This is a genomic window from Acinetobacter yuyunsongii (genome assembly GCF_041021915.1).
Taxonomy (GTDB): Bacteria; Pseudomonadota; Gammaproteobacteria; order Pseudomonadales; family Moraxellaceae; genus Acinetobacter.
The window spans coordinates 2,492,848-2,507,747 of sequence record NZ_CP157435.1; the positions used below are offsets into that span (position 1 = coordinate 2,492,848).

The following is a 14,900-nucleotide window of genomic DNA, read 5'->3' on the forward strand; positions in this document are numbered from 1 at the left end:
TTGTTATGGCTGAGTATTTAAAACTTTGCTTTGTAACTCAAGCAGCCCTGCTCGCATTTGACGATCAACTTCTTTAGTTAAGCTATCTACCGTATGGCCTGTTACAGGAATTGCAGGTAGGGTCAATAAATGAGCGGTAACTTTTGGCATTTCTAAAACACGTTGCACATGTTCTGCAAAAGACATTTCACCAATAAATGGTGCGACCAGATCTAATTCACCTTGTTGATTGACATAGCAAATCACACAAATTTGAACTGGACGTTGCGCATCAATCGCAGCACCCAATAAGCGCCCATGTACTTTTTTGACCTGACGACCATCTGTGGTTGTGGCTTCTGGAAAAAACAAAACTGGAATATCTTGTTTTAAAAACGCTGTAATTTGTTCTTTTATTCGGATTGAGTCACCAGAACCTCGCTTAATAAATAAGGTTCCACCGCCTTTTGCTAAATTACCCAAAATGGGCCATTTTTCGACTTCTGCTTTTGCTAAGAAGAAAATACGTGCTCCAGAGCCAAGTACAGCAACATCTAACCAAGAAATATGATTGCTCACCCAAAGCGCTGGTTCTCGTGGAATAGTGCCATGAATCTGCACTTCGATATTAAAAACTTCGCATAAACGGCGGCAAAAATACTGAACATAACGCGTATTCGTTGGATTATTCGGGTCTTTGTATAACCCGTGTCGATAAATGAGATAAAAACCTTCACCAATTGTTTCTAGACCTGAGGCTAATTTTTTACTATACAAGCTCAATTTAGAGATGAAATTTAATGGTGTGTTATTTGCTGCTGTTGCTTCTTGAGTCATAAATCATTAAAACCGTACGCATGTATGCACATTGCATTGAACTAGCTCACTTATATCATGCCCGTATCTATTTATAAAAGTTACCACCATGAGAAAAAACGAATGTGAATAGGACTTACGCACTATTATTTATAGATTCTCTGTGGTAGGAGATGATTTTTATCGAGAATAAAGTCATCAATGAAGTCTTTGATGATTGGTCTAAATAATTTCTTCTGCCAACGATATACATTTTCAAAGATCCGCTCAAACTGGTTCTTTTGTATCTCGACGTAGGCCATCAAGGCTGCAAAAATATGATTCAAAATCAGTTTAGATCGTCTTACTTGAAACTTTTCAATATGACAAACCTGTTTAATCACTCGGTGATATTGCTCTATTTTCCAATGACTTGAATGTAATTCATGAAAACCCTCAAAGGACAATAAATCATCTTCATCTTGATGCACAATATAAAACCTCTGCTGTTCTTTTAACTGAGTCTTAAATAATTGTACAAAGCCAAAATCTTTGAGCCAGACCACTTGACCCTGATGAAAATCTGGCAATAAACGCAGTTGAAACCATTGTCCTTTTTCTGGGGAAACCTTACGGTTACAGTCGATACCAAACATAAATCGAATACCATATTTTCTTATGGTTTTTAGATTTCCAGTCGATGAATACCAACTATCACCTGTAATAAATTGAATCTTTGCACCCCAACTAAGTACTTCACTTAACATATCCATAAAGTAATCATTCTTGGTTTTACCCTCAGATTTGTCATAAATTCGGAAATTAATTGGAATATTTTGACCATTCTGATCTGTCGCATACAGGGTAATGAGATTAATCCCCTTGACGGATCGGTGGTGTTTGCCTGACCAAAAATAGCTAACCAAGTCCATATGTTGACTATATGGTTTATCTAAAACAGTATCATCAATACTGACTATAAGTTTATTATTATCAATATGTTGAATTGCTTCTTGATATAGGTCGTGAGGTGTGTAGTCTTCACGCTCCAGAAAGCGATTTACACTATCATGCGAGATATTATAAGTCTCGGCAAGTTGTGTGCAGCTAATAGAGTTCGGTTCTGTCATGAGAAAGCCCATATAAATGGGTAATGTACAAGTTGCTGTAGAAGCATGTTTAGTTCGTCTGATCACAGATACTTTATAAACTATTTTAATACTTTTTTGAATCCGTCAATGCGTAAGTCCTAGTGAATATAATTATTTTCAATTTTAAAAGGTTTTTTAAATTAAATATTATAAATAGATCGAATTAATAAATTAAGAGGTCATATGATGAATCCTCAACACACAACATCTCATAATCAAGTGAATATTCCTTATGGCTATGCTTTAAGAATATTTTTGGGCTGGTCAATTTTATATATCGGCACACTCGTTGGTTTTATCAAACTTATTCACCACCATGTCATATAAATCCATGAAGCCTTTGCCCTTTGCTTGAAGTTTATTCTAGAATAAGGCTTCAATACTCAGGATATGATAATAGCGTGGAATTTTTTGAGCGGCAACAAAGTGGTGAACGAGCAATTTTAGTCAGTGTTTCTGTGCAGTTACTCGATGACCTTGATGCTGAAGAGTTTCGATTGCTCGCTCAATCCGCTGGTGCTGAAATTCTTGAACATATTTCTGTACAAAGAAATAAACCAGACCCTAAATTTTTTATTGGCTCAGGTAAAGTTGATGAAATCGCAGAATTAGTTCAGCAGCTAGAAGCTGAATTAGTTATCTTTGACCACTCTCTTTCACCAGCTCAAGAACGTAATTTAGAAAGAATCTTAAAATGTCGTGTGATTGATCGTACAGGGCTTATTTTAGATATCTTCGCATTACGAGCCCGTACACACGAAGGAAAATTACAAGTTGAACTTGCCCAACTTAAGCATTTATCAACGCGCTTAATTCGAGGCTTCACAGGTAATTTAGAACAACAAAAAGGTGGGATTGGTCTACGTGGTCCTGGTGAATCACAACTTGAAACTGATCGCCGACTCATCAAAGTACGTATTACCCAACTGAAAGACAAATTGGTTAAAGTTCAACAGACGCGATTACAAGGTCGTGCCGCACGCCAAAAAGCAGCAATTCCAACGATTTCTTTGGTTGGTTATACCAATGCCGGTAAATCGACACTGTTTAATATTTTAGCCCAAAGTGATGTCTATGCAGCAGACCAACTTTTTGCAACACTAGATCCAACCTTACGTCGTCTAGAATGGGATGGTATTGGTACTGTCGTACTCGCAGATACGGTTGGATTTGTAAGAAATTTACAGCATGATTTGGTTGAATCTTTCAAAGCGACCTTAGAAGAAACACTAGAAGCGACCTTGCTTTTGCATGTAATTGACAGCAGTAGCCCCAACATGCCTGAACAAATTGAAGCAGTAGAATCTGTACTGAAAGAAATTGGAGCCGATGCACCAATTCTTCATGTTTACAATAAAATTGATCTCAGCGGTGATACGGCAAAAATTATTTATAAAGCAGCGGATTTACCTGATCGCGTTTATGTTTCTGCGCATTCTGGGCAGGGATTGGATTTACTAAGCCAAGCTGTTCAACAATGCCTCATGGGACAGTTACAACATTTCGACTTAGTTCTCAAACCTGCTTACGGTAAACTACGCACACAACTTTATACACTGAATGTCATTCAAACTGAACAATATGATGAGCAAGGTGATTTGCATTTATCAGTTTGTATTGCTCCACAAAAATTGCATCAACTAATCAAACAAGCACATCTACCATTAGATGAAATTCTTGGAAACCAAGCAGCTTTATTTCACAGGCCTTTGGAAGAATTTGAAAAGTAAGCATCAATGTAATAATCGTTTATAAGTGAGAGTTAGAAAAAAGATGAAAGAAATTGATTGGACAGCCTGGTTTTGCACGATTCTATTAATTATTGTATTTCGTGAAGGTGCTGTTGCTATTACCACGGTCTTTCATCACCCAGAATTAGGTAATCTCGTCGGACTGATCAGCTTACTTGCAACTTTATTAATTTGGAGAAGATTTAGAAAAATCTCCAATCGCCTTATAGATACCAACAACAAAATCATGAAAGAAAGTGCTTTTGCATTTTTGCCAATCTGTGCTGGCTCTTTGATCATGTTGGTACATTTAGGCAAAGAAATTCCAATCTTTTTATTTGTCTTAACCTTGAGTACTTTATTGCCATTGTGGATTTACGCCAAAATGGCGAAACGTTGGTTATAGGAGTTCATGAATATGTTAATGGTTATATATGGATTCGTGATTACCTTAATCAGTTATCTCATCGCAAAACCTTTAAACAAACAAATTCCACAGATTCCATTAATTGTTTTTGCGATGTTTATTGTGATCGGACTACTCGCAATTTTGGGTATTCCTTATGAACAGTACATGAATAATGTGAATGGTGTCTTTAATCATTTGCTTGGTTATGTGACTGTCGCTTTGGCAATTCCACTGGCTGCAATGCGTTATGATGATTTACCAATTAAATCGATGATTGGCATTTTGTGTTTTGCAAGTATCAGTGCAGTTGCATTGCCGATGGGGCTTGCATATTTATTACACATGTCAGAACCAACAATTATGGCTTTTGCAACCCGAGCTGTAACGACGCCAATTGCTCTGAATATTGCCACACTATTACACGCTCCTCTGATGATGGTATCACTGATTGTGATTTTATCTGGAGTCATTGGCGCCGCATTTTCTCCGTGGATTTTAAAACATATCCATGATGAACGGGCTTCAGGCTTAGCTTTAGGTTTGGCAGCTCATGCAATTGGTACAGCACAAGCATGGCAGCGAGGTCCTGTTACAGGTCGTTATGCCGCTTTTGGTATGGCTGTGAATGGTGTGTTTACTGCTATATGGCTACCCACTTTTATTTTGTCTCTTTCTTAATTTGTCACAAAGATGTCAATTTATATTGAACTAGTTATCAAAAATCCTACATAATGAAAGTTCAAACGTTAAAAGGATTTTTAATGATGGGAAAACAATTATTCGGTGCGTTGATTTTATCTGTAATGAGTAGTCTAAGCTTTGCAGAGGATATTACAGGTATGTGGCAAAGTATCGATGACAAAACTGGTGCACCAAAAGCTTTAGTCGAAATTCGTAAAGAAGCGAACGGTACTTATGCGGGTAAGATTGTAAAGATTACTCCACGTGCGGGTTACACACCAAAAGAAACGTGTGTAGACTGCCCAGCACCATATACCAATAAACCTATTTTAGGCTTAGACGTGATGACAGGCCTAAAACAAGGTGAGGGGCTGAACTATGTTAATGGTCGTATTCTAGATCCAAATTCTGGCAAAGTTTATAGTATGAAAGCAAAATTAAGTTCTAATGGCAAACGCTTACATTTGCGAGGCTATGTTGGCGTATCTGCATTAGGTCGTAATCAAATTTGGCTTCGCGATGAATAAATTTTAAAACGACATAATCACGCCGACCATCTATATTGGATCAAATTGATCACGGTTTAGCACTATAAAACACCTTTATTTCTTTCAGAATTAAGGGTGTTTTTTTATTAAATTTTAAAAAATTCCTTGAAATTTCAATTATTAATAAAATACACAATTGTAAAATAATAATTGAATCTAGGATTAAAAATCCGAAATAATAGAGAGACAATAATAGTGGCTGAGTAGCTTAGACATGTACACAAAACTCATTACGTTTTTCTTCTTATTTAGTCTTAGCCATCTGACTTTTGCACAAGATATCGTAGGTACTTGGCAAAGCGTTGACGATGTAACAGGAGCGCCTAAAGGACAGGTTGAAATTATCAAAGAAGCTGATGGAACTTATATTGGTAAAGTTATTAAAATTACCCCGCGAACAGGTTATACACCAAAAGAATTCTGTACGGGTTGCCCTGCTCCTTACACGAACAAACCCATCTTAGGCTTAAATGTAATTACTAAGCTGAAGTATAAAAAGGATTTGTCTTATGCAGATGGAAAAATTTTAGATCCAAACACTGGTCGTATGTATAGTCTCGCAGCAAAGTTAAGTAACAATGGACAAAGGTTACATCTACGAGGTTATGTTGGCGTATCAGTATTGGGTCGTAGTCAAATCTGGATTCGTGTGAATAACTAAAAATCTAATCAATAAAAAAGCCCTCAATTTAAGGGCTTTTTTATATTGCTATAACTGTAGTTTAATGGCTTTGTAACTTTGCGTAGTCAATCAAAACATTTGCAGCTTCTGTAATAAAGGTTTCTTCTTCAGGCAATGCTGGTCGTGCATAAGCTTTCATTTTGGCACGTGACTCAATTAATGCATCAATCGAAGCCTGATAGCTTTCCCAGTTGGCATAAGGTGCCTGACCTGTCGCTATACGACGCTGATTTTCAGCATTGAGTGTTTGCTTTTCTAAATCAATTAGCTCAGCTCGACGTTGAGCAATATCTAACTCAACTTTCTTCTGATCAGAACTTTTTTGTGCGATCAGTTTTCGGGCTTCTAAATAATTAAATTGTGAATCAGCTTTCACCCGCTGTTCAGAAGATTGGGTAAGCTTAGCAATATACGGTTGCACAGAACCTTCGCGCTTGAAAGGAGCTGTTGGAATGGTATCCCATTTCAATGCATTTTTAGCTTTACGCTCACCAAATTCTTCATTGTAAATATCAACAAGTTTGATATCAGGAATCACGCCTTTGTTCTGCGTACTTCCACCTGTAACACGATAGAATTTGCGTTGAGTTAACGTTGCCTGACCATGTGCTAAGGAGTCTAATTGAACCTGAGCGGTGCCTTTTCCTGTCGTGGTACTACCAATAATAATACCGCGCTCATAATCTTGGATTGCAGCAGAATAAATCTCACTCGCAGATGCAGAGGCTAAGTTAACAAGCACTGCCATTGGCCCAGCATAAATTTGCTCTCCGCCATCAGTGTCTTCAAAGACATTCACATTGCCATTGCCATCCCGAATTTGTACGACTGGACCAGACTTAATCACCTGACCCAGCATACGAGCAACTTCTTCTAATGAACCACCTGGGTCATTACGTAAATCAACCAGAACACCTTCTACTTTCTTTGCTTTGAGCGATTCAAATGCTTTTGCTGTATCTTCAGAAACTGAACGATATTCTGTACCAGCTCGACGTGAACGATAATCAAAATAGAAAGATGGAATTTCAATCACACCGAAAAGATGTTTTTTCCCATCACGTGTAATTTCAACTGTACGTGAGCGAACACCCGCATCCTCTTCCTGAATCACATCTCGGACTAAACTCACATTACGTGCTTGGCTCATGGAAGCACCCGCACCGAGTAAGCGAACCGTTACTTTAGTTCCACGCTTACCACGAATCAATCCAACAATTTCTGAACTCGACCAACCAATGACATCAATCATTTTTTCGCCGTCTTGGGCAACGCCAATGATTCGATCTCCTGATTTGATTTGACCAGATTTACTCGCTGGCCCACCTTCAACAATGGTTTCAATCTTGGTGTAATCTTCATTGCCTCGTTCTGGGCGAATGGATACCCCAATGCCTTCAAGTTGCAATGTGGTCTGGCGATTTAACTCCATCGCATCAATAGGAGGGTAATAATTACTATGTGGATCGTAAGTTGCCAACATTGCATTTAATGTTTTATCTAAAACATCATCACTCTTTACTCGACCAATACGTTCAAGCTGGCGCGTATAACGTTTTGTCAGCGTTTGTACTGGTGTTAAATCTTCTGGACCAGTTAAATCCTGACCATTTGCAAGCGATGGATCAGCTTTCAAAGCCTTTTGCTTCGCTTGCTCTTCTTCTTTGCTAATCGTTAAATTAATTAGCTGAGACACCAACATTCTCTGCCAATGTGCTTGTTGCTCGGCAGAAGTCTGAAAATAAGGCGCTTTTTCGCGATCAATATCAAGGTAAACACCCTTTTGCTGTAAATTTTGTGGCTTCTTCAATTCAGCCAACATAAATTCGTAGAATTGTTTCAAGCGTTCACGATATTGGGCATGAATCGCAAAAGGTCCAGTTAGGTTTCCTGCTTTTAATGAGCTACCAAAATTTGAACCATATTTATTTTTATATTCTGAAACTTCACTGCTCAGAAATAATGAATGATCTGGATCTAAGCTGTCCAAATACATATCTAAAATACGATTTGATGTCGCAGCATCTAAACGCATATTCAGATAATGCTGACGATCAACTAATGTTGCCAACTGACGTGCGACCAATGCTTGTTCTTGTGATGGCTTGATCACGGTTGAAACAACAGGAGCTTCCGTTGCCGCAAATGCCTCATTCATTGTATGAGAAAAAAATAAACCACCAGTCGCGATTGCAACTGCACACGCTATCATTTGAAGTTTCATAAAATTTTGGTACTTCCTTGGATATGGCAATTATTACATGCTAGTACAATCAATATGAACATATTTCATTCAATATTTTTACCAAACTGTAGTACAGGTTAATCATTATAAATAAATGACCAACAAGCACTTATCATCAATATCATGTAGTTTTATCATATTCTGTACTGACAAAATGTAGCAAATCATTGCACAATTTAGCTATCGCTTTTTTTACATCAAAATTCAAATGGAATCTATATGATCGGCGCATTGATGCTAGACGTTGCTGGCACAGAACTTACTCAAGAAGATATTGAACTATTACAAGCTCCGCAAGTCGGTGGCATGATTTTATTTGCACGAAATATTGAGTCTCCTCAACAAGTTCGTGCTTTAACTGATCATATGCGCCAAGTCCGTCCAGATATTCTGATTGCTGTCGATCAAGAAGGTGGGCGTGTTCAACGTTTAAGACAAGGCTTCACCTTGTTACCTGCAATGGGGCGACTTGGTGAACATTATGTACATCATCCCGAACAAGCAATTGAGTTAGCCCAACAGTGTGGTTGGTTAATGGCAACTGAAGTTCTCGCTGTAGGTATTGATTTTAGTTTTGCTCCAGTCTTAGATCTCAATGATATTAGTGATGTGATTGGTGATCGAAGCTTTGCTAAAAATATGCAAGACATCGTTCCACTAGCTGATGCCTTTATGCGTGGAATGAAACAAGCAGGCATGGCGACAACTGGAAAACATTTCCCTGGACATGGTTCTGTAAAAGCTGATTCACATGTCGCTGCGGCGATTGATAGTCGCTCATATCAAGAAATTTACGACAAAGATATGCAAAGTTTTATCAAGTTGATGCCTCAACTTGATGCACTGATGCCAGCGCATGTGATTTATGATCAAGTCGATCCAAACCCAGCAGGCTTCTCTCCGTTCTGGCTACAAAATATTTTACGTCAGCAACTTAAATTTGACGGCGTCCTATTCTCTGATGACCTGAGTATGCAAGCTGCATGTGTTGCTGGTGGTGCTGATGCACGTATTCAAGCGGCATTAAATGCGGGTTGTGATATGGGATTAGTGTGTAATGATCGAACAGCAGCATGTACAGCTTTAGATGGCATTCAAAAATTGGCTTTACCAAATCAACAACGTCTAGAGCGTATGCGCGGTAAAATTCCAAACATCCAAGTAGGCTCGACACTAAATTTAGATGAAAGTTGGCAGAACGCAAAAAAAGTCATTGAAGACTTTAAGAATTCGTTTTAACTTGCCAATAAGCAAAAGATGATTTAACACACCATCTCCAATTGATCTATTTAAAAATGAATAGGTCAATTTCCTCGCGCAAATGGGTTGTGCATGGGAACAGAATAAAATGAAAAAAATTGAGTCTAGGACAGATGACACAACAACTTTCGAAACACCGCCATATTTCTTTTACTGCACACTATACCGGCTATATTTGGTATCAAATGGGCATTTCCCATCCTGCATTAGCGACAACTAAAGGAAAAACACTAGCAGCCTTAGTCCATCCGATTGAAAGTTGGGCAGAAAAGTATGTTGGTGGAAGTATGCGAACAACCTTGAAACAACGCCATACCATGCTTGATACGCATTTAGAACAATTGATTCAGCAATATCCAAACCTACAAGTACTTGAAATTGCATGTGGCTTATCACCACGAGGTTGGTGGTTTAGACAGCATCACCCAGACATTTGCTATCGTGAGCTTGACTTACCTGATATGGCCGCTACAAAACAAGCAGCATTACAACAAATTGAACCACATGTTGATGATGTCCTATCCGTTGATTTATTTACAGAAGCATTTGCAAACGTATTTAAAGTCTTTGACCCTAAACGACCTTTGGTGATTATTAGTGAAGGCTTAATTAACTACTTTGAAAAGCCGTTACTTCAGCAACTTATTCAAGCAATTGCGATCTATGGCCGCGACTTCAAAGAACTTCATTATTTAACCGATCTTTATCCAGAACCCACTCAAAATAAATTAGCAACCATTATCTGGAATAGTAGTCGTTTATTGAAATTAATGTCACGCAGCGCTTTTAGCTTCCACTTTAAGACACCAGCAGAGGTAGAGATTTTTTTTCATGAAGCTGGTTTTAAGCAAGTTGAAGTGCTTCAACCTAAAGAATTCTTTGAACAAACACATTTAGAAAACAAGGAACAGCATCTCGGTGATCTTGTTTGGATGATTCAAGCGACCAATAAATAAAAATCAAAAAAAAGAGAAGTGAATTCAAAACACTTCTCTTTTAAATTCTATTAAAAAATAATTAAATTTGTTTCTGACGCTCAATAAAACGAGATAAACGATCCGCAACGTCGAAACTACCGTGTTTAAACAAGATACGTAAACCCTGTTCAGTTGCCTCAAATGTTAAACATTCTATTTTAAACTCACCTTCTTCATCAGCTAAATGTAAGGCTAAATCTCGTGGATGCTGGCTAACAAAATCAAGCTGATCCAAATGATCAAGTTTTAGATACACCCCAAAGAACGTAATATCTACAATCTTTACTGCTACTTCGGTATCTGAATGTCGATGTGATAATTTAGTGTCTGGTTTTAAAACAGGAATACGTTCTTCACCACGACGCTCAATGTTTTTCATCTGTTCGCGGTTCATTGGAATAATACCATCAAGATTGTCGATGGATTCTCCCTTTAAAAACGTAGTAAAAAGCGTCATCGTTTCTTTGCGGCGTTGTAATTGTGGAACATGGTCTGCATTGGCAATTAATGCGAATTCCATATTATTACATTGCAAAGCAAAGTCAGCATTTTCATGTGGCAAAGTAAAGCTATCGTACTGCCCTGCTGCAACGAGAGTTTTACACTGCGCAACAGGTACATTGCTTAAACGGAGTAGTCGATTGCAATTAATCTCGTAACGCTCACGTTCAGTTGCAGTAAACTCTGCCATCTGTCTAAAGAATAAACGTTTTGCCGTTGGAGACATCCGCGTTTTATCAAGCTTGGCATGATTCACAAGATACAAAATAACTGCTTGCCCAAACTCCTCCATACGATCTTCACGCATCAAGTGTAAAGATTCCTCGAGCAACATACGCCAGCTTTTACGGGTTTTTTGCATCACACCCATCAAGACCATACGATCAATCAGTTCAGGACGTTGGTGTGCAAATGAAGATGCAACAACTGAACCCAACGACATACCCATGACAGAAACTTTATCAATCCCAACAATATCAAGCCATTGACCCAACATTTTTGATAAATCTGGTAATTCAAGAATTCCAGCTGACTCGCCTGTATCCACATTTCGAATCTGCTGATTTGCGCCCATTGATGGTAAATCAATCAATATGACAGGACCACTCTCAAAGAGTTGCTCAACACAATACTTATAAGAGTTAAAATTTTGAAATGCGCCCCCGACAATTACAATTGGCGTGTTGTAGATCGTCTTAGGATCTGCAATTGCCATATATTCAATTTTCCAACCATCTATCCATGTAGTACGCGCTGGTTGTTTAAAACTGTTTTTATTGTATATGTCGAAAAAACCAAACCCTGTGTAGGTATGATTTAAATCCGAGTCCATTTGGATTATGGAATTCATATCCTTCCTCCATCCTTGTTTATTTTTTTGCTGTAATTAGTCTCATTTTTAGTGAGTTCTAGTTACAAGTTAACAAATTTATAAAATTTGTATTACATTTATCCTATACATTTTTCATTCTATACAAATGCATGATTTATACGCAATCATTTCCTTAACCACTTATCTTGTTTAGATCAATAATATTTTTCAAAATATGTAATCAGCTTGTAAATTCAATTTTAAATCAAAAGAGCTACTCAAAATTTACAATCTATAATTTTTTGAATTATCAGTTCAGCCTATTCATTGTTCAGCATTTGACTGTTACTATCATTATAAATATATGCAATCGTCAAAATGCTATGCAAGATTCTATTCAAAACTATATGCAACAGGTTGGTACTCAGGCACGTAAAGCGTCTCGTATCTTAATGAGCGCATCAACGCATCTAAAGAACCATGCTCTGTCTGCAATTTATACTGCTTTAGAAAATAATCAAGCACAAATTTTGGCAGCCAATCAAATTGATATGCAAAATGGTCACCAACGTCAATTAGATTCTGCCCTCCTTGATCGTCTTGAACTCACTCCTGCTCGCTTTAAAGGCATGCTACAAGGGTTAAAAGATGTTATTGCACTTGTTGACCCAATCGGCGAAATTACGGATTTAGCTTACCGTCCATCAGGTATTCAACTGGGTAAAATGCGGGTTCCTTTAGGTGTAATCGGCATGATCTACGAATCGAGACCGAATGTTACCCTTGAAGCCGCATCATTAGCACTAAAGTCAGGAAATGCCATTATTCTACGCGGTGGTTCAGAAGCAATTGAATCGAATAAAGCAATTGCAATCGCAATTCAGCATGGTTTACAAATTGCAGGCTTACCTGAACATGCTGTTCAAGTGATTGACACACCTGACCGCGCAGCAGTAGGTCATTTAATCACAATGACTGAATTTGTAGACGTGATTGTTCCTCGTGGCGGTAAAAGCTTGATTGAACGTGTAACGAATGAAGCACGTATTCCTGTGATCAAGCATTTAGATGGCAATTGCCATGTTTTTGTTGAAGCACAAGCAGATTTACAAAAAGCATTACCAATTGCGCTCAACTCAAAAACACATCGTTATGGCGTATGTAATGCGATGGAAACATTACTTGTTGATGAAGAAATTGCAGAAGATTTCCTACCAAGTATTGCTGAACTATATGCAGATAAACAAGTTGAACTAAGAGGTTGTGCGGAAACACAACGTATCTTAGGTGAGTCTGTTAAAACAGCCACCGAAGAAGATTGGTACACTGAATATTTAGGTCCTATTCTTGCAATCAAAGTCGTTACAGGTATGGATGAAGCAATCGAACATATTAATAAATATGGTTCTCATCATACCGATGCGATTATTACTGAAAACTTTAGTCTAGCACGTGAGTTTCTCGCACGAGTTGATTCAAGTTCAGTCATGATCAATGCTTCAACCCGCTTTGCTGATGGCTTTGAATATGGTCTAGGTGCAGAAATAGGAATTTCAACAGACAAAATTCATGCACGTGGTCCAGTTGGTCTGGAAGGTCTAACCTCTCAGAAATGGATCGTATTTGGTGATGGTCAAATACGCCAATAAGGCATTTAGATCCAAGTAAAACGCTGCACGGTAAAGCTCATTTATTTGATCTTTATCGTGTTTTTACATATTTCCATACAAAAACCCTGATCAAAACAAACAGATTCATCCTAAGAAGTTTGTATTTACACTCTATAATCATTAGATTCAATTATAAATCAGTTGTATAGGCTAAAGTCTATCTTCGCCAATATGACAACCCATGTTAAAACATTGCACGTGATTGCTCTGCTCGACACGTTGCAGCAAGATCAAAAGTGTTCGTCATAAAATTCAAAATTTGTTAGGTGTTCAAACGTGGCTAAATCTGTACTTGTAATTAACTGTGGTTCATCTTCAATCAAATACGCGCTTATCTCAGAACGCCGTGAAGATCGTATTTATGGATTAGCAGAAAACTTAGGTTCTGCTGAAGCGCGGATCAAAGGCGTTACGATTGGTGGTGAACCACTTGAACTTTCGATTCCACATGCAGATCACGCCAAAGCACTTGAAACTCTTCTTGCACGTTTAGCGAACTACAATCCACAAGCGATTGGTCATCGTGTTGTTCATGGTGGCAATTTAACCAAAGCAGAACTATTAACACCTGAAATTGTAAACCGCATCGAAGCTGCAACACCACTTGCACCTTTGCACAATCCTGCACATTTGATTGGGATTGAAGCAACCATGCGTTTGTTCCCTGAATTGCCTCAGGTTGCTGTATTTGACACTGCATTCCACCAAACCATGCCTGAACACGCGTATCGTTATGCTCTACCACAAAATTTATATACTGAACACCATGTCCGTCGCTATGGTTTTCATGGAACAAGCCACGCTTATGTGACTGAACGTGCAAGTGAACTCGCAGGTGCAAAAAATCAAGGGGGCTGGCTCAGTGCTCACTTAGGCAATGGTAGTTCAACTTGTGCGGTTTGGAATGGTCAAAGTCTTGATACTTCTATGGGCATGACTCCATTAGAAGGTGTAGTGATGGGTACACGTAGTGGTGATGTTGACCCAAGCCTACATTTATTCCTTGCAAGTAATTTAGGCTGGAGTATCCAGAAAATTGACAGTATGCTGAATAAAGAAAGTGGCTTGCTTGGCTTATCTGGTCTGTCAAACGACATGCGCACTTTAGTTGAAGCTTCGGGTAATGGTCATGAAGGAGCAACACTGGCGATTGAAGTATTCTGCTATCGTTTAGCAAAATCATTATCTGCTTTGAGCTGTGGTTTACCGCGTTTAGATGGTTTAGTTTTCACAGGTGGAATCGGTGAAAACTCATCTTATGTTCGTGAAAAAACCTTGGCTTATCTACCGCACTTTGGTTTGCAATTTAGTGCAGAAAAAAATAATGCGTTAGCACGCGGCACTGAAGGTCGAATCGATAATGGCACAGGTCCACAAATTTGGGTTGTACCTACAGACGAAGAAGGACGCATTGCGAAAGAAACGCGTCAAGTCATTGAACAGCTCGCTTAATTCACAAAA

General features: G+C 38.4%; 13 protein-coding genes. 9 read left to right on the top strand and 4 right to left on the bottom strand.

The window, feature by feature from the left end; translation table 11 throughout:
* Positions 1-3: 3 nt before the first annotated feature.
* Entirely contained in the window at positions 4-816 is an 813-nt protein-coding gene (locus ABLB98_RS11905) for a 1-acyl-sn-glycerol-3-phosphate acyltransferase (protein ID WP_178882708.1), read from the bottom strand.
* A gap of 125 nt (positions 817-941) precedes the next feature.
* Positions 942-1,970: a transposase gene (locus ABLB98_RS11910; RefSeq protein ID WP_081399852.1), complete on the bottom strand. Its 1,029-nt coding sequence runs from the start codon at positions 1,968-1,970 to the stop codon at positions 942-944.
* 356 nt (positions 1,971-2,326) lie between these two features.
* Between ABLB98_RS11910 and hflX the strand changes: the two genes are divergently transcribed.
* From hflX to ABLB98_RS11935, 5 genes are all read left to right on the top strand, one after another.
* Positions 2,327-3,655, top strand: a complete 1,329-nt coding sequence (hflX, locus tag ABLB98_RS11915; RefSeq protein WP_208727996.1) for a ribosome rescue GTPase HflX — start codon at positions 2,327-2,329, stop codon at positions 3,653-3,655.
* A gap of 43 nt (positions 3,656-3,698) precedes the next feature.
* Positions 3,699-4,061 carry a hypothetical protein gene (locus tag ABLB98_RS11920; RefSeq protein WP_004660470.1) on the top strand — a complete coding sequence of 121 codons (363 nt, stop codon included), beginning with the start codon at positions 3,699-3,701 and terminating at the stop codon, positions 4,059-4,061.
* 12 nt (positions 4,062-4,073) lie between these two features.
* Positions 4,074-4,742 (top strand): LrgB family protein, encoded by a 669-nt coding sequence (locus ABLB98_RS11925; protein WP_348883599.1) that lies wholly within the window; start codon positions 4,074-4,076, stop codon positions 4,740-4,742.
* Positions 4,743-4,828: 86 nt separating this feature from the next.
* On the top strand, positions 4,829-5,272 hold the full coding sequence (locus ABLB98_RS11930) for a DUF2147 domain-containing protein (RefSeq protein ID WP_162620852.1): 444 nt from the start codon (positions 4,829-4,831) through the stop codon (positions 5,270-5,272).
* Between the two features lie 235 nt (positions 5,273-5,507).
* Positions 5,508-5,954, top strand: coding sequence for a DUF2147 domain-containing protein (locus ABLB98_RS11935; protein ID WP_005156153.1), 447 nt, complete (start codon positions 5,508-5,510; stop codon positions 5,952-5,954).
* Between the two features lie 61 nt (positions 5,955-6,015).
* Here ABLB98_RS11935 and ABLB98_RS11940 read toward each other — a convergent pair whose 3' ends face one another.
* Entirely contained in the window at positions 6,016-8,199 is a 2,184-nt protein-coding gene (locus ABLB98_RS11940) for a carboxy terminal-processing peptidase (protein ID WP_005156156.1), read from the bottom strand.
* Positions 8,200-8,439: 240 nt separating this feature from the next.
* On the opposite strand from ABLB98_RS11940, the gene nagZ reads away from it, so the two are divergent.
* Positions 8,440-9,459 carry a beta-N-acetylhexosaminidase gene (nagZ, locus tag ABLB98_RS11945; RefSeq protein WP_005156157.1) on the top strand — a complete coding sequence of 340 codons (1,020 nt, stop codon included), beginning with the start codon at positions 8,440-8,442 and terminating at the stop codon, positions 9,457-9,459.
* 134 nt (positions 9,460-9,593) lie between these two features.
* Entirely contained in the window at positions 9,594-10,436 is an 843-nt protein-coding gene (locus tag ABLB98_RS11950) for a class I SAM-dependent methyltransferase (protein WP_348883600.1), read from the top strand.
* Between the two features lie 61 nt (positions 10,437-10,497).
* Here the strand turns inward: ABLB98_RS11950 and ABLB98_RS11955 are convergent, their stop codons facing one another.
* On the bottom strand, positions 10,498-11,808 hold the full coding sequence (locus tag ABLB98_RS11955) for an alpha/beta fold hydrolase (protein ID WP_004660460.1): 1,311 nt from the start codon (positions 11,806-11,808) through the stop codon (positions 10,498-10,500).
* Between the two features lie 344 nt (positions 11,809-12,152).
* Here ABLB98_RS11955 and ABLB98_RS11960 point away from each other — a divergent pair, with 344 nt between their 5' ends.
* Together ABLB98_RS11960 and ABLB98_RS11965 are read left to right on the top strand one after the other, a co-directional pair.
* Positions 12,153-13,418 carry a glutamate-5-semialdehyde dehydrogenase gene (locus ABLB98_RS11960; protein WP_005156167.1) on the top strand — a complete coding sequence of 422 codons (1,266 nt, stop codon included), beginning with the start codon at positions 12,153-12,155 and terminating at the stop codon, positions 13,416-13,418.
* 297 nt (positions 13,419-13,715) lie between these two features.
* Complete coding sequence (locus ABLB98_RS11965) at positions 13,716-14,891, top strand: acetate kinase (RefSeq protein ID WP_348883603.1); 1,176 nt, start codon at positions 13,716-13,718, stop codon at positions 14,889-14,891.
* Positions 14,892-14,900 lie beyond the last annotated feature (9 nt).

Excerpts from the sequence above, each read along its gene's own strand:
- ABLB98_RS11905 (WP_178882708.1), bottom strand. The coding sequence starts at position 816 with ATGACTCAAGAAGCAACAGCAGCAAATAACACACCATTAAATTTCATC.
- ABLB98_RS11920 (WP_004660470.1), top strand. The coding sequence starts at position 3,699 with ATGAAAGAAATTGATTGGACAGCCTGGTTTTGCACGATTCTATTAATT.
- ABLB98_RS11925 (WP_348883599.1), top strand. The coding sequence starts at position 4,074 with ATGTTAATGGTTATATATGGATTCGTGATTACCTTAATCAGTTATCTC.
- ABLB98_RS11930 (WP_162620852.1), top strand. The coding sequence starts at position 4,829 with ATGGGAAAACAATTATTCGGTGCGTTGATTTTATCTGTAATGAGTAGT.
- ABLB98_RS11935 (WP_005156153.1), top strand. The coding sequence starts at position 5,508 with ATGTACACAAAACTCATTACGTTTTTCTTCTTATTTAGTCTTAGCCAT.
- ABLB98_RS11940 (WP_005156156.1), bottom strand. The coding sequence starts at position 8,199 with ATGAAACTTCAAATGATAGCGTGTGCAGTTGCAATCGCGACTGGTGGT.
- nagZ (WP_005156157.1), top strand. The coding sequence starts at position 8,440 with ATGATCGGCGCATTGATGCTAGACGTTGCTGGCACAGAACTTACTCAA.
- ABLB98_RS11950 (WP_348883600.1), top strand. The coding sequence starts at position 9,594 with ATGACACAACAACTTTCGAAACACCGCCATATTTCTTTTACTGCACAC.
- ABLB98_RS11955 (WP_004660460.1), bottom strand. The coding sequence starts at position 11,808 with ATGAATTCCATAATCCAAATGGACTCGGATTTAAATCATACCTACACA.
- ABLB98_RS11960 (WP_005156167.1), top strand. The coding sequence starts at position 12,153 with ATGCAAGATTCTATTCAAAACTATATGCAACAGGTTGGTACTCAGGCA.